The organism is Aliidiomarina sedimenti, from assembly GCF_003986955.1.
Classification (GTDB): Bacteria; Pseudomonadota; Gammaproteobacteria; order Enterobacterales; family Alteromonadaceae; genus Aliidiomarina; species Aliidiomarina sedimenti.
The window spans coordinates 136,446-156,810 of the sequence record NZ_PIPN01000004.1; the positions used below are offsets into that span (position 1 = coordinate 136,446).

Here is a 20,365-nt window from a genome sequence, read left to right on the forward strand (position 1 = left end):
TCATGACAATCAGTGCGCAATCAATTTCTTTGCAATGGAGCGACGGCAGCGTTGCTTTCAGCGATATCAATTTTACCTTGTCGCCGGGCTTTCATGCTCTGGTTGGCCGCAACGGCTGCGGCAAATCAAGCTTATTGCGGGTCCTGGCAGGCGACGCGGCACCACCAGCCTTGCTGCCAACGACTGGCGCGGTACACCGTACTGGCAGTGTGGGCTTTGTCAGTCAGAATGATCAGCCGACAGACGCAAGCATTGCAGACTACCTGAATGCGGCCCCCTTGTTAGCCGCGCTGCAGCGTATTGCGCAGGGTCACGTTGACGAGGCTGACTTTGAGTTGGTCGGCGACAACTGGACCTATCGCGATGATCTGCGGCAACAACTGGAAACACTGAGGTTGTGGGACCCGGCCAGGGGCTTTGACAAACAAGTAAATCAACTTAGTGGTGGTGAGCGTACCCGGCTGCGCTTATTTCAGGCTTTTAATCCTGCATTGAATGGGAATCCAGTTAATCTGCTTCTGGATGAGCCGGGTAATCACCTGGATACGCGGGGGCGCACCTGGCTACTGCAGCAATGCAAAAAATTTGTGGCTCAGCCGGGGCATTGTTTGCTGCTGGTGAGTCACGACCGTAGCTTGCTGGACCATGTGGAAAGTGTGAGCGAGCTGACTAGCCTGGGGTTGCAGCGGTTTGAAGGCAACTACAACACGTATAGCGAGCTGGCTGGCTTGCAGACTGCAGCGGTCGAGCGTCAGTTGCAGGATGCGGTGAAAGACAAGAAACGCCTGCAGCAAACGTTGCAGCGCACCCGCGAGAAAGCCGAGAAACGCCAGGCCAAAGGCAAAGCGGACCGCAGCAAAGGCGGCCAGGCCAAAATAATGCTGGATTTTGCGAAAGAGAATTCACAACAAAGCGCGCGGGCACGCTCAACGCAAATGGAGCGGCAACAAAGCCAGGCGGCCGGGCGCTTAACAGATGCCCGGCAACGTCTTGCGCTGATGCAGGATGTTCAGTTCCAGCTGCCAGGCGAAGGTTCGGGCGCTGAGCCGCGTAAAAGGAGGCTCCTTAGTTGTGAGCAGCTGGTGTTGCCCTATGGGTCGCAGCGGCCAGTTACATTCACGCTGGTGCCTGGCGATAAAGTTCGCTTGCTGGGGCTCAATGGCAGTGGCAAATCGACCTTACTGAATGTGTTGACGAAACGACTGCGCCCTTTATCTGGTGCGCTGGCATTGAATACCGGTGTTCATTTGCTCGATCAGAGTTTTTCGCTGGTCGACCCTGCGCGGACGGTGCTGGATAACCTATTGAACTACTCGCCGCAGCCGGGGAAAGCGACAACCCTGACTACCACGACCGCCCGCACAGCATTAGCACAGGCGGGCTTAATGGCGGACGCGGTTGACCGGCCCGCGGGTTACTTAAGCGGTGGCGAAACGATGAAGCTGGCGATGCTGATGGTGACATTGCAGGCTGAGCCCGGGTTATTGCTTTTCGATGAACCGGATAACCACCTCGACATTCAGGCGCGGCGGCAACTGGCTCAGGCTATTCGCGGCTACCCCGGGGCGTTGCTCTTGGTCAGTCACGACGACCATTTTGTTGAGGACGCAGGTGTCAGCGAGCACCTGGAGCTGGCGCTCTAGCCTATTGGCTACCGTTCAGTGCCGACTTAATGCTGTTGGCGAAGGCGACCAGTTTTTCTTTCATGGTTTTCTTCACTTTCACTTCTATAGAGCCCAGCACTGACCAACCTTCGATAGAGATGGTCGGTGCCTGACGGCCACCCATTGAGGGCGCACTGTTTTCGCTTGAACTGATAATACTGGTGATCCGGCTTGAGACATTGACATGCTCCGGCACAAAAATTTCCACCGAGCTGAGAATGTTGGATACCTGAATGACCACATGCTGATGTTCAAACACGGCGTCGGTGAGATCCAGCGTCAGTGAACCGATGCCGCAGATTAGGTGCAGTTCTTTAGGCACTGTCCACTGGCCGTCGCGTTCATTGCTGCTCAGTATGGAGACAATGCGTTCTTCGGTCCGTTCGCCGGCAGCACGGTAGTTCGGGGTGAACTGACTGTCTTTATAGCGCTCGTATTCGTTGTCTGCTTCCAGTGGCAGGTCAGCAACCAAATCCACCAGCGGCTGGTGAGCGTCGGCATTGCTGGCATCATCCAGGCGCCGTTCAAAGGCCTCGGCAGAAATGATCCCGTGGCTATAATTTACAATGAGCTTGTCGATGGTTTCTTCGCGAACCTGCTCGATCGGTCTGTCTTCTAGTTTGACTGGCATGTCGGTCTCTCATATGCGCGTTGGTTATTCTGAGTATAACCTGCAAGCAAGAATCGAGCCTCAATGTAACCATCTGATAATTAAAGGATTAAACTCATGCTATTCGCTCAGCGTTAATAAATTGTACTAACAATTGGTGAAAACACCAATTTGCTGGCCAGTTCGTTCATTATGCCTGGTTGAGTTTATCGAGCAGCTGCGCGAGGGTCTTAAGTTCGTCCTGGTCCAGTGTCGGGAAGGCGCACAGTACTTGGTCGGGCAGGTTGCTAGCCTGGTCGGCCAGAGCCTGGCCGGGTTCTGTCAGGTGCACCACGCGCTGGCGTTTGTCGTCTTTGCCGGGGCGCACGTCAATCAGATTTTTATCGGTCAGTTTTCTGACCATCAGCGATAAAGTGCCGGCATCGATGCGGGTGCGTTCGCTTAATTGGCTGAGGGTTATCTGATCCTGCTGCCACAAGGCCATCATCACCACATATTGTGGGTATGTCAGCTGCAAGGGCTCGAGCAGACTGCTATAAACCCTGTTGAGGTTGTGGTTCGCCATGTAAATACGGTGGCAAAGCTGGTTGTCCAGCAACAACTGGGGATGGCGCATATGAACTCCTTTTAACGATACCAATGAGAATACTTTGCATAAAAAGTATTTGCAAATTGGAAGATAGCTGCTATATATTTTGTATGCAAAGCATTTTACTGGCGCTTGTGCCTTACGTGAGTGCATTACTTTAACGTCGCACTCTAGCGCCTTACTTCAAGTGAACAACCGAGGAGAACTCTATGAACAAATTAAAAGAAACCGTATACACAGCGAAAGTCACCAGCAAAGGTGGCCGCACTGGTGAATCAGCGTCGGATGACGGGCGTTTAAAAGTGTCGTTGTCGACACCAAAAGAAATGGGCGGTGACGGTGGTCAGGGCACCAACCCAGAGCAGCTGTTCGCGGCGGGTTATTCGGCCTGCTTTATGGGCGCAATGAAGGCCGTTTCGAGCAAGGTAGGGGTTAAAGTACCAGATGACACCTCAATTGACGCTGAAGTGAAATTTGGCCCTATCGAGCAAGGCTTTGGCATTGCTGTTGAAATGAATATTTCATTGCCGGGTGTAGATAAAGCCGATGCGGAAAAGCTGGTCGAAACCGCGCATCAGGTATGCCCATACTCAAACGCCACCCGCGGCAATATTGAGGTTAAGCTGAACGTCGCTTAGTCGTTGTCGGGGTTAGCGTCGAGCGCATCCCAGTAAGGAGGGTCACCAAAGTAGCCGTCGATGAAGTCGATAAAGTGACGTACTTTGCTGGCCACCAACTGGCGGTGCGCATAGACCGCGTATAAAGCAATAGGGCTGGGCGCCTGCTCAGCCAGTATTACCTTCAACTGCCCCAGTTTTATCGCCTCGCTGGCGATAAAGCTGGGTTGTAACACAATCCCGGCCCCAGCGATGGCCGCGGCAGTCAGGACGTCCCCGTTATTACTTACCAATGGATAATGCTCTTCAGCCGGGCTGCCCGCGGGGTTCTGAACCTGGCTGTCATCAGAGTAGGTGTAACGCAGGAATCGATGGTCAGTCAGCGACTCAATACTAGCTGGCTCACCGTGCTCAGCCAGATACGCTGGCGACGCGCAGTACAGAAGGTGGATGGGTGCAATGCGTTTGGCAATCAGTGACGAGCTTTTTAGCCGGCCAATGCGCAAGGCAATATCAAAACCCTCTTCAATAATATCGACTTTCCGATCATTCAGCTGTAAATCCACGCTGAGCGCAGGGTTGGCTTGCTGAAAATTGGCCACCACAGGGGCCAGATGGCGGATAGCAAAAGAGACTGGCGCGCTGATACGCAAGGTGCCCCGAGCCTCGCTCTGCAAGTCACTGAGCTGACATTCCATGTCCTCAATATCGTTGAGCACCTGCTGGGCGCGTTGGTAATACTGCAAACCCGCTTCGGTCAGGTGGATGCGTCGCGTGGTGCGGTTAAGCAAACGCACCCCCAGATGGGTTTCCAGTTGGCTAACGTATTTGCTTACCAGCTGCGGCGAGATATTGAGGCGATCGGCGGCCTGAGTAAAAGACCCTTCGCTGACGACGCTGGCGAACGTCTGCATGGCCTGGAGTCGGTTCATAACGCAAATTAGCCTCAATTATCAATGTAGTGTTGGTAATCATACAATAAAAAGCATCTTAATCTACCTAATCACCAGGAGTAGAGTGTAACTATCGCCAGTCAGGCATTTTTATTTACCCCGTACTTACTTCAAAACCGATTGATTAGGAGAGAACAATGAACACACAACGCTTACACAAACTATTCGCTTCGCACGCCGGAACAGCCGCTTTATTGCTGCGGGTTCCGGTTGGAATAATTCTAGTCGCCCACGGCGCCCAAAAGCTGTTTGGCTGGTTCGGCGGTCATGGGTTAGCTGGTACCGCGGAATGGATGACAAGTATTGGTCTGCAACCGGGCTTACTGATGGCGTTACTGGCCGGTGGCGCGGAATTCTTTGGCGGCCTGGCTTTGATTCTGGGCTTATTGACTCGCCCTGCGGCACTGGTATCCGCCGTGACTATGGTGGTGGCAATTTTCAGTGTCCACATCAGCAATGGTTTGTTTATGGCAAATGGCGGCTATGAATTTGCACTGACCCTGCTGGCAGCAACCGCGGCGTTAACCTTGCAGGGCGGTGGTCGTTTTGCCCTGGATAACCTGATCGCAGGCAAACTGCAGTAAAGCTCATACAGCACGGCGTGCAGCCGTGCTCCTTTTATCAACCAAGGTGCATGACATGCAAACCCACACCCGTACCCAGGGGACGCCCGATGTTTTATACATTTCTCATGGTGGTGGCCCGTTGCCGTTACTGGGCGACCCGGCTCATCGCGAATTGGTAGTGCAACTTAAAGCTATAGCGAACGAACTGGTGAAGCCCGCCGCGATTCTGGTCATCAGCGCTCACTGGGAAACCGCCGTGGCGACGGTTACCGCCAGTGCTCAGCCTGAGCTACTCTACGACTATTCCGGGTTCCCGGCGGAGTCCTACCAGATCAAATACCCTGCCCCCGGCTCCCCCGCGCTGGCAGAACAGTTACAGGCGGTATTACAGCAAGCTGGTATGGCGTGCGAGCTGGATACCCAACGCGGACTGGACCACGGGGTGTTTGTGCCGTTGAAAATCATGTATCCGCAAGCGGACATTCCTGTGGTGCAGCTATCACTGGTTAACAGCCTCGACGCGCGCACTCATATTCAACTGGGGCAGGCCCTGCAACAGCTTGATCTGGAAAATGTGCTGGTGATGGGCTCAGGTTTCTCGTTTCATAATATGCGCGCCTTTTTCGCACCGTCGTCGGATGACAGCAATCGGCGCAACCAGGCGTTCGAGGACTGGCTCAAGTATACCTGTGTCAGCCCAGAGCTGAGTGAAGGGCAGCGACTTGAACGACTGATTAACTGGGAGTCCGCCCCGGAGGCCCGTTTCTGCCATCCGCGCGAAGAGCATTTGCTGCCGTTGCATGTCTGCTACGGACTTGCCCAGAGGCGTTGTGCGCACTATCAGTCAGCCACCGTACTGGGTAAGCAGGCGGGAATGTTCTATTGGCCCGCCGTAGCAGCGACGGGCCTTAGCCAAGGCTAACGAACCAAATGCCATTCTGTCTGACGGCCCGCGGCATAGATTACCCGCTCGCCGTCAAAGTAGGCCGTTTGTTCGAGCATAATCTGAATAGTCTGGTTATCCCACTCTGGCAATGGCTGCCGAATATTGCCTTCAATGGCGTACGCGGTGTTGGGGTGCAGCGGCCAGTCGCCGTTGACGGCGGTAGGACCCTGATTATCCCACATCCCAATGGTGGGGCCCGGTGCATGGCCAAACAAGCCGATCGGGTGGGTATAGGTGCTGCTGGTAATGCCCTGACGTTCACTTTCAGCGCGGGTCGCGGCGAGGATGTCGTTGCCACTGCGACCGCTCACAAATTCACTGGTCAGAATATCCTGCCACTGATTGCCAGTCCGTAATGCAGTTTTTAATCCGGCTGGTGCGTCGTATTCGTGGTTACGCAAAACATACGCCATCTCCTGCGTATCGGTGCACATCTTCAGGTAACAGATGCCAACGTCGGTATGCAGCACATCACCGCGCTGAATCACACCGCGACCGTTACTGCAAAAAGGCATGTCGTCGCTGCATTGGTTGTCATGGCGCTGGAAGGTGACATAAGGCATGAACCAGGCGGGCAGATTCAGGTCGGCAAAGCGCTGACGGATATACCAGGCCACATCGTCGGTGGTGGTAGCCCCCGGCGTTATGACCCTGCTGCTAAAGGCTTCGGCGATAACCCCCCGTGCTAAACCAACCGCCTGTGCATAGACATCGAGTTCTGCCTGAGTACGGGTTTCCAGCCAGCGCACGCTAAGTTGTTCTGCACTGGTCAGGCGTGGATGGTAAGACTCTGGCAATGCATCCAGTAAGCGCTGGTGAAGAGCCTTGGTCAGGCCATCAGCTTCGGGCCAGTGGGTCGATACGTTAATCCCAATCCGGGCGGGATCTTTCTGCTCAATCAGACTTGCCAGTGCCGCCCATTGCTCATCCAGATCGCCGCCCGACCAGGCGGACTCATAGGGGTCGCCAAGCGGGTAGGTATTCACCGACAAGCGTTCGATGGTACCGTTTTCTGTCCTGTTAAATACCAGCATGGTGGTGCGGCGGGCAGCGAACGTTGGTTGCGGCACTAGGCTGAAGTAGACCGGATCTTCCGCATATTCGCGGTTTATCACCAGCCACATATCAAGCCCGGCTTGTTCCATTAACGGCGGTAACAATTGCTCGAGGCGTTGGTCCAGAATGGTATTTTCAGGCTCAATGCGGTCGCGGAACGGCAGCACCGCGAATTCGTCAGCGGATGCAATAACCCGGCCCTGAGTGGCGGGCTCTTGCTGAGCCTGGGCAGGGGTAAACAGGGTGCTAATGATCAGTATCACCAGCAGAGCAACAACGATGGCGAGGAACGTTAAAACGCCGTGCTTGTAGACGCGCTGATCTTTTTTATTAGTTTTCATAGCCTGTCCTGTGGTTATAAACGGCCAGCGCTGTCAGCTTTCTTCCAGCCGCTGAATCTCGCGCCACAGTTGGTCCGCCTGCGCAGACAGCTGTGAATGAGCGCGAATATCGCCATTGCGTTGTGCCTGCATGGACTTTTCCTGCAATGCAGACAGCTCTTTACGTAATTTACTGGTCGGGTTTTTCTTAAACCATCCAAACATACAAACCTCTTGGTAGTCTTGGCAACTATTTAATCTCGGTAGGTATCTTACGCAGCCAGGTAACGAACAGATCCCTCTAAGCCTGTGATAACCTTATCGGGACGTACAAACATCGGCTAAATGGAAGTCAGCAATGAATCGAGTAGTGATAACGGGCGCCTTGAGTCTGCTGGTGACGGCTTGTGCCCATGATACAGGGACGAGCGCCGTAACGGATGACGCTGGCGAGGCTCGCGTTGTCGATCAAGCCCTGGTGGCGCAAGGCAAGCGCGAATTTATTCGCTGTGTAGCCTGCCATTCAGTGGACGCAGATGGCCGGGCGATTTCGGGGCCTCATCTGGAAGGGATTATCGGCCGTCAGTTTGGCGATGTGGAAGGCTGGCAGTTTCCGCAGCATCTTTCCGAGCATGATTTTGTCTGGACAGAATCACGCATGGATAACTGGCTGCAGGATCCGCAAGCCATGGTCGATACCATGTGTCTGCCATTTACCGGGCTTTCCAGTGAGCAGGCGCGGGCGGCGCTTATTGCTTACATGAAAAACCCGGAATAATTAGGCTCGAGCCGAAAACACTAGCCAAATACCGTAATGGTCTGTCGGCTAATTGCCACCAAATTACCGTCTTCGTCCCAGATATTGGCATGGGTATGGCCATACCCGTCGGCAGCATAGTCGATATAGGCGACATACTGCCACCAGCTGCGAGTAGTGCGGTGGCTGGGCAAAGGCTCGGGGAACTCAATCGTCCAGGTCAGAGAACTGGCCGGCGCCGGGTGCTTCAAATGAGGCAAAACGGCCGGTGGCCAGGCATCAACCAGGCCGAGGAATAAACCGATATCGATCGGCTGGTCTTCTTCGGCATAGCGCATCCAGCCGCCGAATTCACGCTCTGGCTGGTTGCTAAAAGGCATCGCGCCAACATTGAGACGGTACTCGTAATGCCGGGCGAACTCAGGCACCAGATCTGAACGTGGCATGTCCGCCCCTTTGTCACGCGAGGGAACGGAAGAGGCCGGGGTCTCGGTTACCCGTACCACTGAGTCGCGTGAACGGCCGAAGGTTAACAGGGCGCTGAGTCCGACCTGACCTTGCTGTTCGATGTCGACGCTGACCTGGGTTACATTTTTACCCTGCCGCAAAATCCTCCGTTTCAGTACCACAGGACCCACCGCCAGCGGGCCTACAAACGAGACTGTCATCGCCCGTATAGCCTGCCCTGTTTCGACACCATTGAATCCGTGTTGATAGGCAATGGCAGCACCGAACCCGCCGAAGAAGGCACGACCCTGTGACCAGCCTGCGGGTAACTCAATGGTCTGCTCGGCCTCGTCTGAAAGCGCATTTAAGGTGGCTGTGAATTGCATTCCTTTGAACTGCATTCCTTTAAACTGCATTGTAAATTCCCGTTAGTTACGAACCATAAAACAGCCTGATTGTAGCCAGCATCAACAGCTCTGACCAGAGCGCCTGGCTAGAACTCCAGAACGATCTTGCCAAAGTGACCGCCTTTTTTCTGCACAGCGAATGCATCGGCCAGCTTCTCCAGCGCAAATGTCTGGTCGATGACCGGCTTGATGGCGGTGCTTTCAAGTGCGCGTATCATCGCCAGTTGCTGTGCGCGGTTGCCGACAATCAAACCATGCAGCTTCTGTTGACGGGCCATTAATGCGACCGTGGGAACCTCACCGGAAATGCCGGTTAGCACACCAATCAGTGAAATATGACCTCCGATTCGGGTGGCTTGAATGGATTGTGTCAGGGTTGCCGGACCGCCCACTTCAACCGTGTGGTCAACGCCGCGACCAGCGGTCAGCTCACGCACTTTGTCACCCCAGTCCGGGGTGGTTTTGTAGTTGATCACATGATCAGCACCCAGGCTTTGCACCCGTTTCAATTTTTCATCCGACGACGACGTAGCAATCACCGTTGCGCCCATCGCTTTGGCGAGTTGTAGGGAAAAAATGGAAACCCCACCGGTGCCCAGGACCAATACTGTGTCGCCTGCTTTTAACTGGCCATTCACCACCAGCGCGCGCCACGCGGTCAGCCCTGCAGTGGTTAAAGTGGCGGCTTCAGCAAAGCTATAGCCTTGTGGCGCGCGGGTAAACGCAGTTGCAGGGCGCACCACATATTCACAGGCGAAGCCATCAATGCCATCGCCGGGCGTGGTGGAAAAGTCAGCTATTTCTGGCTCGCCATCGAGCCACTCAGGAAAGAAGGTGGAGACCACGTGGTCACCGGGCTGGAACTCACTGACTCCATCGCCGACCGCTTCAACCACGCCAGCGCCGTCCGACATGGGGATCCGCCCATCCGCTGCGGGCATCTGTCCGAGTGCCACGCCGAGATCATGAAAATTAAGCGAGCTGGCATGTATACGTACCCGGATTTCACCGCGACCAGGTTGACCGGGATCATCCAGCTCGACCACTTTTAAATTATCGAGGCCACCCGGTTTCTGCAGTTGAATCGCTTTCATTACACACTCCTAATTTAGTACGTCAATCGTCAAGTCAATCTTCAAGTCAAGCGTTAAGTCATTCATCGATGACCTTCAGCTTAAACTAATAGTCGCCGCAGCGTTAGTTAACCAAAATGTAATAAACCGATGAATTCAATCTGTTTTTCCAATTGATTATGCATTTCTTAAATGGATTTATAACTTTATAGTAAGCAGGCTTAATAATCTCTCTCATATGTCAGAGGAACCAAACTATGTTTAAAACAAAAAAAACGGCGCTAGCTGCGGTTGCAGTAGCCATGTCAGCAATGCTGGCATCTGCGCCAGGATTTAGTTCCGGTAAGCCGGCATCAGGCGACTTCTGGTGGCCAGAGCAACTGGACCTGGCACCATTACGTCAGCACGGTGTCGAGTCGAACCCGCTTGGGCCTGACTTTAACTACGCAGAAGAATTCAAAAAACTTGATCTGCAGGCAGTTAAAGCCGATATCGAAGCATTAATGACAGATTCTCAGGACTGGTGGCCAGCCGACTACGGTCATTACGGTCCGTTCTTTATTCGTATGGCATGGCACAGTGCGGGTACCTACCGTGAATACGATGGTCGTGGTGGTGCAGGCGGTGCTCAGCAGCGTTTTGAACCGCTTAACAGCTGGCCGGACAACGTTAACCTGGACCGCGCTCGTCGCCTGCTTTGGCCAATCAAAGAAAAATATGGTCACTCGCTTTCATGGGCCGACCTGATGGTTCTGACGGGGAACGTAGCCATGGAATCAATGGGCTTCCCAACATTCGGTTTTGCTGGCGGTCGTGAAGATCAATGGCAGGCAGATATCACCTATTGGGGTATGGAAGAAGAATGGCTGGGTCATGAAGAGCGCTATAGTGGTGGCGATGAGGGAGAGCGCGATTTAGAGCGTCCGCTGGCTGCCACTCAAATGGGTCTGATCTATGTCAACCCGGAAGGTCCGAACGGTAACCCTGATCCTCTGGCTGCGGCGGAAGATATTCGTGAAACCTTCGGCCGTATGGCAATGAATGATGAAGAAACCGTTGCTCTGATCGCAGGTGGTCACACCTTCGGTAAAGCACACGGCGCGCACAAACCAAGTGATTGTTTAGAGCGTGAACCAGCGGCTGCTGATATTGAAGACCAGGGCCTCGGCTGGGTCAACAATTGTGGCAAAGGAAATGCTGAAGACACTATCACTTCAGGTCTGGAAGGCGCATGGTCGGCCAACCCGATTGCCTGGACCACGCAATACCTGGACAACCTGTTCGGTTTTGAATGGGAAATGACCCGTAGTCCGGCTGGCGCTATTCAGTGGATCCCGGTCGATGGTCAGGGTTCAACAATGGTTCCTGATGCGCACCGCGACGGCGTGCGTCATGCACCAATTATGTTTACCACCGATATGTCACTACGTGAAGATCCGGCCTACCGTGAAATCTCAATGCGTTTCAAAGAGGACCCGGCTGAGTTCGAAGATGCCTTCGCGCGTGCCTGGTTCAAACTGACCCATCGTGACATGGGCCCTCGTGCTCGTTACCTCGGCAGTGAAGTTCCTGAAGAAGCGTTAATCTGGCAGGATCCTATTCCTGAGCTTGAACATGAGCTGGTCAATGCACGCGATATTCGTCGCCTGAAGTCTGAAATTCTTGATTCTGGCCTGACTGTACCTGAAATGGTGCGTACTGCATGGGCGTCGGCTTCGACCTTCCGTGGCAGTGATATGCGTGGTGGTGCAAACGGTGCTCGCATCCGTCTTGAACCACAAATTAACTGGGAAGCGAATAACCCGGACGAGTTAGCTCGTGTTCTGGAAACGCTGGAAGGCATTCAGACTGAGTTCAACAACCGTCGCGGCAACCGTGGTATTTCCCTGGCAGATCTGATTGTACTGGCTGGCGCTACTGCGGTAGAAAAAGCAGCGAGCGACGCAGGCTATGACATTGAAGTTCCATTTGAACCAGGTCGTGCGGATGCACTGGCCGAGCAGACCGACGTCGATGCGTTCAACATGCTCAAGCCTGATGCTGATGGTTTCCGTAACTACTACAGCGAAGATGCCCGTGTGTCGCCTGCAGAAATGCTGGTTGATAAGTCTAACCTGCTGACCTTAACCATTCCTGAAATGACGGTACTGGTTGGTGGCTTGCGTGCACTGGATGCGAATACAGGTGGTGCGCAGCACGGTGTTTTCACTGACCGTCCTGGCCAGCTGAGCAATGACTTCTTTGTAAACCTGGTCGATATGTCTACTCGTTGGGAAAAGTCTGACGACGAAGACGGTATCTTCAACGGCTATGACCGCAGCAGCGGTGACCTGAAGTGGACGGCGACCCCGGTTGACCTGATCTTCGGTTCCAACGCAGAACTGCGTGCTACCGCTGAAGCCTATGCGGTATCTGGTGTGGAAGAGAAGTTCGTGAACGACTTTGTCAGCGCCTGGACGAAAGTAATGCAGCTGGACCGTTTCGACCTGCGGTAACAGCGAATTTGCTTTAACTGATGTTAGTTAGTCAATGAAACGGCGACCTGAGGGTCGCCGTTTTTTTATGCTTGGTTTTTTATAGTTGGTAAGTACGATAATAGTCATCCACCTGGCGGACAAAGTCGTCCAGTTGTGCAGTTGGCAGGTCATTCACGCCGCCAGCACCGGCACGGCCACCACCATTGAATGCGCTGCAGAGCTGGTTGGCACCGCTTAAATGATGTTGTGGGGCGCGTAAGCTAATAGTCAGCGATTCGCCCTGCCGTTCGCTGTAAGGATTCTGCGTCGCAACGACAATCGCCTTGCCGGGATGACGCCGGGCAAGAAGGTTAGCGAAACTGCCACTAATACGACGTCCCCAGGGCTCCTCGCCGAGGTCTACCAGCATGACATGGCTGCTGGAATGGCTAGGTTGGGTTTGTTCGGCCCGGGCGATGTCCTGAGTAAAACCCTGATCGAGTAGCTGGTAAGCTGAGCTACTGTCGTCGATAACCGCAAACGGACTGTCGTAGTGGCAAAGCTGCTGGTAAAGGTCAGCCGGCGTCAGGTGCAAGTCACTTACCTGAGTGCCGTAACTGTTGTAATTCACCAGCCATCCCAACCGTTGCAGTTGGCTTTGCTGGGTTGGGGACAGGCCTTGTTCGATGGCGAGTTGAGTGGCAACTGCATCGAGATTATCCCCATAGGCGGCGGCTAAAGCCCACAGCCGATGTTGCCCCTGTATCAGCCTGTCGACGAGCAATCCGGTACAAACGCTGGCCCCGGTTTCGATCAGGGTGTTTAATTTGGGGTGGGTAAAAAGCTGGTCGCTGTGGTGATGATCGCAATAGAAGACTGCAGCCACCTGATCGATGCAGGCCTGCAGCGCCTGGCTATTTTTATCAAAGGGCAGATCGAACAGGTTCAGTTCAGCGCTGGCTAAGTCGTTAGCGGAAACCTGTTGCAGCAGAGCGTGGTCACGCTTTACCCCGGTGACCAGCATGTGCGTGTCAGCCTGCTCTGGCAGCGGGTGGACCTTGCGCCATTGCAGCAGCGCAAAAATGCCGTCGGCGTCGCCGTTAAAGATATCAATTACCATGCAGGTTCCCGGGTGAATCAGTCTGACACATAGAAGCGACCTTTAAGATTGGCACGAAGATGCTCCAGTGTCTGGTAATCGCCAGAAAAATAAGCCATCCCAGCCTGACGATGTATCCCATTGTCGGCCTGATCTCTATGCCGGTTTGCTATGTCTTCGAGTGTAAGCCCAAACTCTGTAGTAAAGCGTTTAATGTCGTCGTTAAAGGTCTGCTCTAAATCTTCGCGCTCATAAGCACCAACCAGAAAAGGGACCGCGACCTGGTTTGTCCGCTTTTCGACCAGCAGGTTATGCTCAGCGAAAAATGCCACAGTCGCCTCCAGACTACCCGGCGCATAGTCGTCAAAATACGGTGCCGGGGTACCTTTAGTATGCGCCCCCTGAGGGGTGTTGGCATCCGCTGATAGCGGCAACACCAGAACGGCGCAAAGTATCCAGGCGGGTTTGATGATTGGTGGCATTTTCTCTCCTTGCATTACAGGCTTCGGTATATGTCGAGCACGCCGTTAATGACGAACTGAACGGCCAGTACTGCGAGAATGATACCAAAAATACGGGTCACAATTTCCTTCCCTGTCTCACCGAGGTATTTAACCAGCGAATGAGAGTAGATCATACCGAAATAGCAGGTAATGGTGGTGATAAGAATCGCCAGGAAGACAATGGATACATGCCAGACTGAAGGTGCTTCGCTGGTCAGAATCATCACCGTGGCAATCGAGCCGGGGCCGCTTATGAATGGAATAGCGAGCGGAATGACGCTGATATCATTGGCGATCTTGCCATCCCCGTGCGGATCGTCACCGGTCACATCTTCGGCTTCATCCTGGCCTTTACGAATCATCCCCATCGCGATGCCGAAAAGAATCAGGCCGCCGGCAATCCGAAACGCCTCAAGGGTGATGCCGAATAGCTTAAAGATCACCCCGCCGAGCAAGGCAAAGGTAATAAAAATGCAGGTTGCTATGGTCGTAGAGCGTCGCGCGGTGGTTTTTATGGTGGTAGCCGAGGCCCGTGGTAAGAGCGACACAAAAATAAAAGCGGTGGTAAGCGGGTTCACGATAACAAATAAAGCGGCGATGGTGACGGCGAGGTATTCAATAAGTCCGTTCATAGTGTTCCCTGTGGAGTGGTTGTAAGTCGTTTTTCGGTCTGCTTTCGCGGCGGTTTTTATGGTATAGAAAACGTACAGGTAAAGTTCAAGATAATAGGACCGTTGTTGCAGTGTGTATAAGACCAGAACAAAGTGGTAGCGGCGCCTGTCGAAAACCGTCCAGATGGCACGACTAGGGCTACGACGCTCAACTTCAGACGAGGAATTACGATGAAATATCTATGTTTAGTCTATGCCAATGAAAATGATCTGCATTCGTTGCCGGACAGTCCGCACGACAGTGAATGCCATGCGTATGCCAGTCAGGCAGCGGAACGCGGTACGCTGATTGCGGGGCAGGCCTTACAGCCGGTGGCGACTGCGACTACGGTCAGAGTCCGTGACGGACAGGCAACGGTGACTGACGGTCCGTTCGCGGAAACCAAAGAACAACTGGCAGGTTTTTATATGATCGAGGCGCGGGACCTGAACGAAGCCATTGCGTTTGCTGAAAAAATACCTCCGGCTCGGGTGGGCTCTATTGAAGTGCGGCCGGTACGTGAGCTGGATGTTTAGCCATGCCGGTACCTCCTGTTGCTGATATTCCGTCGTATGTGGATGCTTTATACCGGCAACAGTCAGGGCGGGTTCTGGCGACCTTAATTCGCCTATTGGGCAGTTTTGAAGCGGCTGAAGAGGCTTTACAGGAAGCCTTTTCGGCCGCGCTGAAACAATGGCCACGCGATGGCATTCCGGAAAAGCCGCGTGCCTGGCTTATTTCTACCGGCCGCTTCAAAGCCATCGACAGAATTCGGCAGCAACAGCGGCATCAACAATTGCTGCGTCAAAACGGCGATGATGCAAGGGTAACCCCGGCACTGGATCTGGAAGAGACTGATTATATTGAAGACGACAGCTTGCGGCTTATGTTTACCTGCTGCCATCCCGCGCTGTCCGAACATGCCAGGGTGGCCCTCACCTTGCGTGAAATCTGCGGGCTGACCACCGAAGCTGTTGCCAGCGCATTCCTGACTCAGCCATCGACGCTGGCTCAGCGTATTGTGCGTGCGAAACGAAAAATAAAAGACGCCAATATTCCCTATGAAGTCCCTCAGGGAGCTGCACTCACGGCGCGGCTGGATGCGGTGCTGCAGGTTATTTACCTGGTCTTCAATGAAGGGTACTCAGCGTCGACCGGGAACCGGCTGCAACGGCCCGACCTGATGGCGGAGGCAATCCGGCTCGGCCGTTTAGTAGCGAACCTGCTGGATGAGCCTGAAGTGAAAGGGCTGCTCAGCCTGATGCTGTTTCAGGCGTCCCGACGCCGGGCCCGGACTGACCACAACGGCGACCTCATCCGGCTGCATGATCAGGACCGGCGTTTATGGGATCAGGGCATGATTAATGAAGCCGATGAGCTGGTTAAAGTCGCTCTTGCCAGTGGGCGGGTGGGTCCTTATAGCTTGCAGGCGGCTATAGCCGGGGTTCACGCTACGGCCGCGAATGCGGAGGCAACGGATTGGGACGAAATACTGGGCCTGTACAATGTGCTGTTGCGAATTCAGGATACCCCTGTCATCCGTTTGAATCGTTCGGTGGCAATTGCGAAGACCAGAGGGGTCGAAGCGGCGCTGGCGGAGATAGAACAACTGATGCAAAGTGGCGATCTGGATGGTTACCACTTGCTGCATGCTACCCGGGGTCATTATCTTGAGCAGCTTAAACGCGATGATGACGCTTTGAGTTGTTACCGCGAAGCGTTAAAAAATACCCAACAGAGTAGTGAGCAGCAGTTTCTGCGTCAGCGAATTCATCATTTATTAATGAATAAAAATAACTGCTAAGTGTCGACTGGGCGGTGGGGGAAGCGATTAGATTAGCAACCCTAATCGACAGGAGTACGTTATGAGTACAACCAAAGCATTTCTGACCCGTTTTAATCAGGCCTGGGCCGATCAGGATATCGACACCATTATTAATTCAGTCACTGACGATGTTCATTTCAGAATGGCTACTGATGATAAAGGAATCCACGGCAAAGAGGCGTTTGCTACCTGGATAGGTGAAATGAGCAATGCTGATTATAAGATGCAGTTAACCACCGAACGTTTCTTTATCAGTGGAGATGAAGCCTTGCTGAGCGGTCGTATGCAAATGACTGAACGTGATGGCAGCGAGCGCGAATTCTGTTTTTGTGATCTCTATACGCTGCGCGACAACAAAATCTCCGCCATGGTCTCGTATTTTATGAATCCGGCGAGTGAAGAAGGCTGTCCCGCAACGAATTGAAGCAAGTAAAAAGGGCGCGTAATGACGCGCCCTTCCTTTTGCTTAGACCTCGCTTAAACTGCGGCTTAACAGCTGCGGTCAATGGTGTCGCCAAGGTCGTCCATGGTATCGCTTAACTGATTGCCATACATCCGCATGCGCTCACGGTCTACCTCGTCGAGACTGTCGATATCGACTTCGTCATTTTGCTCGCTCCATTCTTCGCGCATTTCTTCGAGCTCCGACAAACAGATTTCGCCCTCTTCACGGGCTTCGCGTAAACGGTCCATCATGTCGCCATACATAGACTCAACACGCTCTGCAACGTCGTCGCCGCGCTCCGCCATGTCGTCCTGCTGGCGATCGGTACAGGCCACAGTTAGCATGGCGACACCGGCTAATACGGGTAACGTTAGTGATAATTTTTTCATCATAAACCTCGTTCAAAGTTAGTAGCCAGGATAACTGGCTGTTTGAGACCTGTTACGGCTTGATATGCATAACTAAATCTATACTGTAGATAGTTATAAAGCTTGGGCGCTGAGCGTGGATTGTCAAATTTACTCTTGCTATATAACGCGTTTTTTACACTCATCGGGCAGTAAAGCAATGCAAAACACCTTAGTGGTACTGGTTCATGGGTTCTTTAAAGGGCCGCGGGATATGGCGTTCCTGGCAAAAGGACTGGAACAGCGGGGCTACTCTGTCCTCAGGGTTAAGTTACCGACGACCTTTGGCTCGCTCGATGACTGTGTGGGCGCTTTACATCACCAGGCTGGCGCACAGATTCGACAGGCTCCATCAGTCAGTTTCGTCGCCCACAGCATGGGTGGACTTATTGTGCGCGCTTACTGGCAACGATACTCGGTGCCGCATCTTCAGCACTCGGTGTTGATTGCGACACCTCATGATGGCAGCAGGCTGGCTGAAATCGCCTGCAAAGTACCCGGTTACCGGCAGCTTTTTAAGGCGGTTAATGCACTGGTGAGCAATCGTCCTTATCCTGCCAAACCTACTTCGTTATTTAAACTTGGGGTTATCGCAGGAAGCCGCAATCAGGGGCTTGGCCGGTTCTGGTTGTCCGCGCAATCGGATGGCCGGGTCGAGATCGCATCGGCGCGAGCGAATGATATTGATGGCCTGATTACGCTGCCGTTCGGACACAAGGCAATCCATCAGCAGCCAGCGTGCCTGGACGCCGTCCTCGAGTTTCTTGAGCAGGGTCAATTCGGGGGCAGACTAATTAGTAAAAGTTAATAAATCGTTGACCTTTGTTTTGCAGGCAATCTAGTATGGAAACGATAGCGACGTAGATCGCGAACGCGAGCAACACATATCAAGGAGATAACATGCTTACAAAAACTAAATGGGCGTTACTGGCAGCTACTACAGCGTTGACATTAAGCGCGTGCGGTGGCTTTGATTATGGCGATGACAGTGGTCTGTGGACCATGGATCGCGAATGTGACGACCCTCGTTTTGTTGATGTTCCTGGCACCCCGGGTGGCATGGCGTCGTCGTTAGACGAAGACGACACCCGCCGCGATGCCACGGACTGCCAGGGTCTGCACAAAGCGGGCTGGATTGAACCGCGTTAATCGCGCTAACTGAACTCCGCTTGCCAGTCTTTCCAGACTGGCTCAAAGCCACGCTGTAATAAATTGCTGGCCATCTGGCTGGCACTACGCGGGTCACTGGTGGCAAATTGCTCGAGCGCAATACTGTCCTCGGCATAGCCGCCGGGCTGAGTTTTTGAGCCCGCACTGATATGGGTGATTCCAAGCGGTATGAGATGATCCCTTAGCCCTGCCGATTCCCGGGTGGATAGCACCAACTCCAGATTCGGCTCAAACAGGCGGAAGGCGCAAATCAGCTGAAGCAGCGTTTTGTCATCGACCAGATGCTGACTTTGTATCCCCCCGGCACACGGGCGCAGGCGGGGGAAGGCGAGCGAATAACGACTGCGCCAATAGTGCTGTTGCAGCTGACGCAGGTGCCGGGCACAGGCCAGTGCATCAGTACGCCAGTCGGCCAGACCGAGTAATATACCCAGACCAATTTTATCAACCCCGGCGGCGGCCACTCTGGCAGGTGCCTGAAGACGCCATTGCATATCGGTTTTTCTGCCGCGCAGATGATGCGCTGCATAGGCCTCCGGCTGGTAGGTTTCCTGATAAACATACACAGCGGCCAGCCCCAGTGAGCGCAGTTCGGCGTAGTCTTCGCTGGCCAGAGGCTGCACTTCCAGTGCTATATGGGAAAAAAAGCGCCTGACCACGGCCATCGCCTGGCGAAAGTAAGGCATACCTACTTTACGCTCATGCTCCCCCGCTACCAATAAAACAGAATCAAACCCCTGCGCCTTGAGAGCCAGGCACTCCTGCTCTAATGCCGTCATCGAAAGGGTAGTACGTTTAATCGCATTGCTCATCGAGAACCCGCAATAACTGCAGTCGTTGGCGCACAGGTTTGACAGATAGAGCGGAATAAACAAACGCATGGTATGGCCAAAGCGCTGACGGGTCAGCTGTGCGGCGGCCTCGGCCATCGGCTGCAGGTACTCTTTTGCCTCATCGCTTAGCAGGCAGGCCAGTTCATCAATGGTCATCGACGGCCCGGCTCTGGGCGTGTTTTCAATGATCGCCTGGACGGGGTTCATGATGGCTCCAGAAAGGTGGTGAAGGGGCTCGATGCCTGCGCACCCGCAGCTGGTTGAGCAGGTTTCCCTTGTTTGCTGTAGGCGGCGGCCTCGCAGGTCAGCCGAAATGCATGAGCCATTGCAACCGGGTCGGCGGCGGTGGCGATGGCAGTGTTGACCAGTACCCCGTCCGCACCGATCTCAAAGGCTTCTGCGGCATGACTGGGGGCACCAATACCGGCATCGACTATCACCGGCACCTGACTCTGTTCAACGATAATGCGCAGAAAATCACGGGTTTGCAGGCCTTGATTTGAACCAATCGGTGAACCAAGCGGCATTACTGCCGCGCAGCCGGCTTCCTGCAGGCGTAAACACAACGTGGGGTCAGCCGGGCAATAAGGCAGCACCACGAAGCCGTCTTTAACCAGCTGCTCGGCGGCTAGCAGGGTTTCCACTGGGTCCGGCAGCAAGTGTCGTGGGTCAGGGTGAATCTCCAGTTTCAGCCATGAGGTACCCAGCATATCCCGTGCTAGTTGCGCAGCCAGGATGGCTTCTTTGGCGGTTTTGGCCCCCGCGGTATTAGGCAGCAGCCTGACCCCCAGTTCGCGTAAATGACGCAAGGTCATATCCTTGTCCTGCACCTGCTCAATCCGCTTCAGCGCCAGCGTGACCAGCTCACTGCCGCTACCCGCGATAGCTTTTTTCATCAGCGCTGGACTGGCAAATTTACCGGTGCCGGTTAATAAGTTTGAGTTAAACGAATGGCCCGCAATGGTTAACAT

General features: G+C 53.8%; 24 protein-coding genes. 11 read left to right on the plus strand and 13 right to left on the minus strand.

All coding sequences use genetic code 11. The features are described 5' to 3' along the window. Positions 1 to 2 precede the first annotated feature (2 nt). The gene (locus CWE12_RS09675; RefSeq protein ID WP_126789510.1) at positions 3 to 1,643 is read left to right on the plus strand and encodes an ATP-binding cassette domain-containing protein; all 1,641 of its coding nucleotides are present in this window, start codon (positions 3 to 5) and stop codon (positions 1,641 to 1,643) included. Between the two features lies 1 nt (position 1,644). Here CWE12_RS09675 and CWE12_RS09680 read toward each other — a convergent pair whose 3' ends face one another. Together CWE12_RS09680 and CWE12_RS09685 are read right to left on the minus strand one after the other, a co-directional pair. Beyond that, positions 1,645 to 2,295: a LiaF domain-containing protein gene (locus CWE12_RS09680; RefSeq protein ID WP_126789511.1), complete on the minus strand. Its 651-nt coding sequence runs from the start codon at positions 2,293 to 2,295 to the stop codon at positions 1,645 to 1,647. 169 nt (positions 2,296 to 2,464) lie between these two features. Next, positions 2,465 to 2,890 (minus strand): MarR family winged helix-turn-helix transcriptional regulator, encoded by a 426-nt coding sequence (locus CWE12_RS09685; RefSeq protein WP_126789512.1) that lies wholly within the window; start codon positions 2,888 to 2,890, stop codon positions 2,465 to 2,467. A 182-nt stretch (positions 2,891 to 3,072) separates the two neighbouring features. Between CWE12_RS09685 and CWE12_RS09690 the strand changes: the two genes are divergently transcribed. Further along, on the plus strand, positions 3,073 to 3,501 hold the full coding sequence (locus tag CWE12_RS09690) for an organic hydroperoxide resistance protein (protein WP_126789513.1): 429 nt from the start codon (positions 3,073 to 3,075) through the stop codon (positions 3,499 to 3,501). On the opposite strand, the gene CWE12_RS09695 is transcribed toward CWE12_RS09690, so the two are convergent. After that, entirely contained in the window at positions 3,498 to 4,412 is a 915-nt protein-coding gene (locus tag CWE12_RS09695) for a LysR family transcriptional regulator (RefSeq protein ID WP_126789514.1), read from the minus strand. The genes CWE12_RS09690 and CWE12_RS09695 overlap by 4 nt on opposite strands. A gap of 158 nt (positions 4,413 to 4,570) precedes the next feature. Between CWE12_RS09695 and CWE12_RS09700 the strand changes: the two genes are divergently transcribed. Together CWE12_RS09700 and CWE12_RS09705 are read left to right on the plus strand one after the other, a co-directional pair. Further along, positions 4,571 to 5,017, plus strand: a complete 447-nt coding sequence (locus CWE12_RS09700) for a DoxX family protein (protein WP_126789515.1) — start codon at positions 4,571 to 4,573, stop codon at positions 5,015 to 5,017. Positions 5,018 to 5,072: 55 nt separating this feature from the next. Continuing rightward, entirely contained in the window at positions 5,073 to 5,921 is an 849-nt protein-coding gene (locus CWE12_RS09705; protein WP_126789516.1) for a DODA-type extradiol aromatic ring-opening family dioxygenase, read from the plus strand. Here the strand turns inward: CWE12_RS09705 and CWE12_RS09710 are convergent. Further along, a complete protein-coding gene (locus CWE12_RS09710) occupies positions 5,918 to 7,342 on the minus strand; it encodes a M24 family metallopeptidase (protein WP_126789517.1) in 1,425 nt (474 codons plus the stop codon). The genes CWE12_RS09705 and CWE12_RS09710 overlap by 4 nt on opposite strands. Positions 7,343 to 7,375: 33 nt before the next feature. Next, positions 7,376 to 7,546, minus strand: a complete 171-nt coding sequence (locus tag CWE12_RS09715; protein WP_126789518.1) for a DUF6435 family protein — start codon at positions 7,544 to 7,546, stop codon at positions 7,376 to 7,378. Between the two features lie 133 nt (positions 7,547 to 7,679). Between CWE12_RS09715 and CWE12_RS09720 the strand changes: the two genes are divergently transcribed. Then, positions 7,680 to 8,099, plus strand: a complete 420-nt coding sequence (locus CWE12_RS09720) for a c-type cytochrome (protein ID WP_126789519.1) — start codon at positions 7,680 to 7,682, stop codon at positions 8,097 to 8,099. A gap of 20 nt (positions 8,100 to 8,119) precedes the next feature. Here the strand turns inward: CWE12_RS09720 and CWE12_RS09725 are convergent, their stop codons facing one another. After that, positions 8,120 to 8,941, minus strand: a complete 822-nt coding sequence (locus CWE12_RS09725) for a thioesterase family protein (RefSeq protein WP_241984184.1) — start codon at positions 8,939 to 8,941, stop codon at positions 8,120 to 8,122. A 77-nt stretch (positions 8,942 to 9,018) separates the two neighbouring features. Next, entirely contained in the window at positions 9,019 to 10,026 is a 1,008-nt protein-coding gene (locus CWE12_RS09730) for a zinc-dependent alcohol dehydrogenase family protein (protein ID WP_126789520.1), read from the minus strand. A 236-nt stretch (positions 10,027 to 10,262) separates the two neighbouring features. Between CWE12_RS09730 and katG the strand changes: the two genes are divergently transcribed. Next, positions 10,263 to 12,500, plus strand: a complete 2,238-nt coding sequence (katG, locus tag CWE12_RS09735) for a catalase/peroxidase HPI (protein ID WP_126789521.1) — start codon at positions 10,263 to 10,265, stop codon at positions 12,498 to 12,500. 79 nt (positions 12,501 to 12,579) lie between these two features. On the opposite strand, the gene CWE12_RS09740 is transcribed toward katG, so the two are convergent. The 3 genes from CWE12_RS09740 to CWE12_RS09750 are packed head-to-tail and all read right to left on the minus strand — an operon-like array spanning position 12,580 to position 14,695. Further along, complete coding sequence (locus CWE12_RS09740) at positions 12,580 to 13,581, minus strand: DHH family phosphoesterase (protein WP_126789522.1); 1,002 nt, start codon at positions 13,579 to 13,581, stop codon at positions 12,580 to 12,582. Between the two features lie 17 nt (positions 13,582 to 13,598). After that, the gene (locus CWE12_RS09745; protein ID WP_126789523.1) at positions 13,599 to 14,042 is read right to left on the minus strand and encodes a hypothetical protein; all 444 of its coding nucleotides are present in this window, start codon (positions 14,040 to 14,042) and stop codon (positions 13,599 to 13,601) included. A 14-nt stretch (positions 14,043 to 14,056) separates the two neighbouring features. Beyond that, a complete protein-coding gene (locus CWE12_RS09750) occupies positions 14,057 to 14,695 on the minus strand; it encodes a MarC family protein (RefSeq protein ID WP_126789524.1) in 639 nt (212 codons plus the stop codon). A 210-nt stretch (positions 14,696 to 14,905) separates the two neighbouring features. On the opposite strand from CWE12_RS09750, the gene CWE12_RS09755 reads away from it, so the two are divergent. The 3 genes from CWE12_RS09755 to CWE12_RS09765 all read left to right on the plus strand — a co-directional run bounded on the left by CWE12_RS09755 (position 14,906) and on the right by CWE12_RS09765 (position 16,963). Further along, positions 14,906 to 15,250 carry a YciI family protein gene (locus CWE12_RS09755; protein ID WP_126789525.1) on the plus strand — a complete coding sequence of 115 codons (345 nt, stop codon included), beginning with the start codon at positions 14,906 to 14,908 and terminating at the stop codon, positions 15,248 to 15,250. 2 nt (positions 15,251 to 15,252) lie between these two features. Beyond that, a complete protein-coding gene (locus CWE12_RS09760; protein WP_126789526.1) occupies positions 15,253 to 16,518 on the plus strand; it encodes an RNA polymerase sigma factor in 1,266 nt (421 codons plus the stop codon). Positions 16,519 to 16,579: 61 nt separating this feature from the next. Continuing rightward, complete coding sequence (locus tag CWE12_RS09765) at positions 16,580 to 16,963, plus strand: nuclear transport factor 2 family protein (RefSeq protein ID WP_126789527.1); 384 nt, start codon at positions 16,580 to 16,582, stop codon at positions 16,961 to 16,963. A 65-nt stretch (positions 16,964 to 17,028) separates the two neighbouring features. Here CWE12_RS09765 and CWE12_RS09770 read toward each other — a convergent pair whose 3' ends face one another. Further along, on the minus strand, positions 17,029 to 17,373 hold the full coding sequence (locus CWE12_RS09770; RefSeq protein ID WP_126789528.1) for a hypothetical protein: 345 nt from the start codon (positions 17,371 to 17,373) through the stop codon (positions 17,029 to 17,031). 178 nt (positions 17,374 to 17,551) lie between these two features. Here CWE12_RS09770 and CWE12_RS09775 point away from each other — a divergent pair, with 178 nt between their 5' ends. Both CWE12_RS09775 and CWE12_RS09780 read left to right on the plus strand, forming a co-directional pair. Next, on the plus strand, positions 17,552 to 18,199 hold the full coding sequence (locus CWE12_RS09775; RefSeq protein ID WP_126789529.1) for an alpha/beta fold hydrolase: 648 nt from the start codon (positions 17,552 to 17,554) through the stop codon (positions 18,197 to 18,199). A gap of 92 nt (positions 18,200 to 18,291) precedes the next feature. Continuing rightward, on the plus strand, positions 18,292 to 18,540 hold the full coding sequence (locus CWE12_RS09780) for a hypothetical protein (protein WP_126789530.1): 249 nt from the start codon (positions 18,292 to 18,294) through the stop codon (positions 18,538 to 18,540). Between the two features lie 5 nt (positions 18,541 to 18,545). Here the strand turns inward: CWE12_RS09780 and thiH are convergent, their stop codons facing one another. Both thiH and CWE12_RS09790 read right to left on the minus strand, forming a co-directional pair. After that, a complete protein-coding gene (gene thiH / locus CWE12_RS09785) occupies positions 18,546 to 19,601 on the minus strand; it encodes a 2-iminoacetate synthase ThiH (RefSeq protein WP_126789531.1) in 1,056 nt (351 codons plus the stop codon). After that, positions 19,598 to 20,365 carry a thiazole synthase gene (locus tag CWE12_RS09790; protein ID WP_126789532.1) on the minus strand — a complete coding sequence of 256 codons (768 nt, stop codon included), beginning with the start codon at positions 20,363 to 20,365 and terminating at the stop codon, positions 19,598 to 19,600. The genes thiH and CWE12_RS09790 overlap by 4 nt, the downstream gene beginning before the upstream one ends.

Coding starts and splice junctions, on each gene's coding strand:
- CWE12_RS09780 (WP_126789530.1), top strand. CDS start 18,292: ATGCTTACAAAAACTAAATGGGCGTTACTGGCAGCTACTACAGCGTTG.
- CWE12_RS09695 (WP_126789514.1), bottom strand. CDS start 4,412: ATGAACCGACTCCAGGCCATGCAGACGTTCGCCAGCGTCGTCAGCGAA.
- CWE12_RS09745 (WP_126789523.1), bottom strand. CDS start 14,042: ATGCCACCAATCATCAAACCCGCCTGGATACTTTGCGCCGTTCTGGTG.
- CWE12_RS09675 (WP_126789510.1), top strand. CDS start 3: ATGACAATCAGTGCGCAATCAATTTCTTTGCAATGGAGCGACGGCAGC.
- CWE12_RS09690 (WP_126789513.1), top strand. CDS start 3,073: ATGAACAAATTAAAAGAAACCGTATACACAGCGAAAGTCACCAGCAAA.
- CWE12_RS09710 (WP_126789517.1), bottom strand. CDS start 7,342: ATGAAAACTAATAAAAAAGATCAGCGCGTCTACAAGCACGGCGTTTTA.
- CWE12_RS09720 (WP_126789519.1), top strand. CDS start 7,680: ATGAATCGAGTAGTGATAACGGGCGCCTTGAGTCTGCTGGTGACGGCT.
- CWE12_RS09760 (WP_126789526.1), top strand. CDS start 15,253: ATGCCGGTACCTCCTGTTGCTGATATTCCGTCGTATGTGGATGCTTTA.
- thiH (WP_126789531.1), bottom strand. CDS start 19,601: ATGAACCCCGTCCAGGCGATCATTGAAAACACGCCCAGAGCCGGGCCG.
- CWE12_RS09680 (WP_126789511.1), bottom strand. CDS start 2,295: ATGCCAGTCAAACTAGAAGACAGACCGATCGAGCAGGTTCGCGAAGAA.
- CWE12_RS09755 (WP_126789525.1), top strand. CDS start 14,906: ATGAAATATCTATGTTTAGTCTATGCCAATGAAAATGATCTGCATTCG.
- CWE12_RS09790 (WP_126789532.1), bottom strand. CDS start 20,365: ATGTTAACCATTGCGGGCCATTCGTTTAACTCAAACTTATTAACCGGC.
- CWE12_RS09765 (WP_126789527.1), top strand. CDS start 16,580: ATGAGTACAACCAAAGCATTTCTGACCCGTTTTAATCAGGCCTGGGCC.
- katG (WP_126789521.1), top strand. CDS start 10,263: ATGTTTAAAACAAAAAAAACGGCGCTAGCTGCGGTTGCAGTAGCCATG.
- CWE12_RS09685 (WP_126789512.1), bottom strand. CDS start 2,890: ATGCGCCATCCCCAGTTGTTGCTGGACAACCAGCTTTGCCACCGTATT.
- CWE12_RS09775 (WP_126789529.1), top strand. CDS start 17,552: ATGCAAAACACCTTAGTGGTACTGGTTCATGGGTTCTTTAAAGGGCCG.
- CWE12_RS09715 (WP_126789518.1), bottom strand. CDS start 7,546: ATGTTTGGATGGTTTAAGAAAAACCCGACCAGTAAATTACGTAAAGAG.
- CWE12_RS09705 (WP_126789516.1), top strand. CDS start 5,073: ATGCAAACCCACACCCGTACCCAGGGGACGCCCGATGTTTTATACATT.
- CWE12_RS09730 (WP_126789520.1), bottom strand. CDS start 10,026: ATGAAAGCGATTCAACTGCAGAAACCGGGTGGCCTCGATAATTTAAAA.
- CWE12_RS09725 (WP_241984184.1), bottom strand. CDS start 8,941: ATGCAGTTTAAAGGAATGCAGTTCAAAGGAATGCAATTCACAGCCACC.
- CWE12_RS09740 (WP_126789522.1), bottom strand. CDS start 13,581: ATGGTAATTGATATCTTTAACGGCGACGCCGACGGCATTTTTGCGCTG.
- CWE12_RS09700 (WP_126789515.1), top strand. CDS start 4,571: ATGAACACACAACGCTTACACAAACTATTCGCTTCGCACGCCGGAACA.
- CWE12_RS09750 (WP_126789524.1), bottom strand. CDS start 14,695: ATGAACGGACTTATTGAATACCTCGCCGTCACCATCGCCGCTTTATTT.
- CWE12_RS09770 (WP_126789528.1), bottom strand. CDS start 17,373: ATGAAAAAATTATCACTAACGTTACCCGTATTAGCCGGTGTCGCCATG.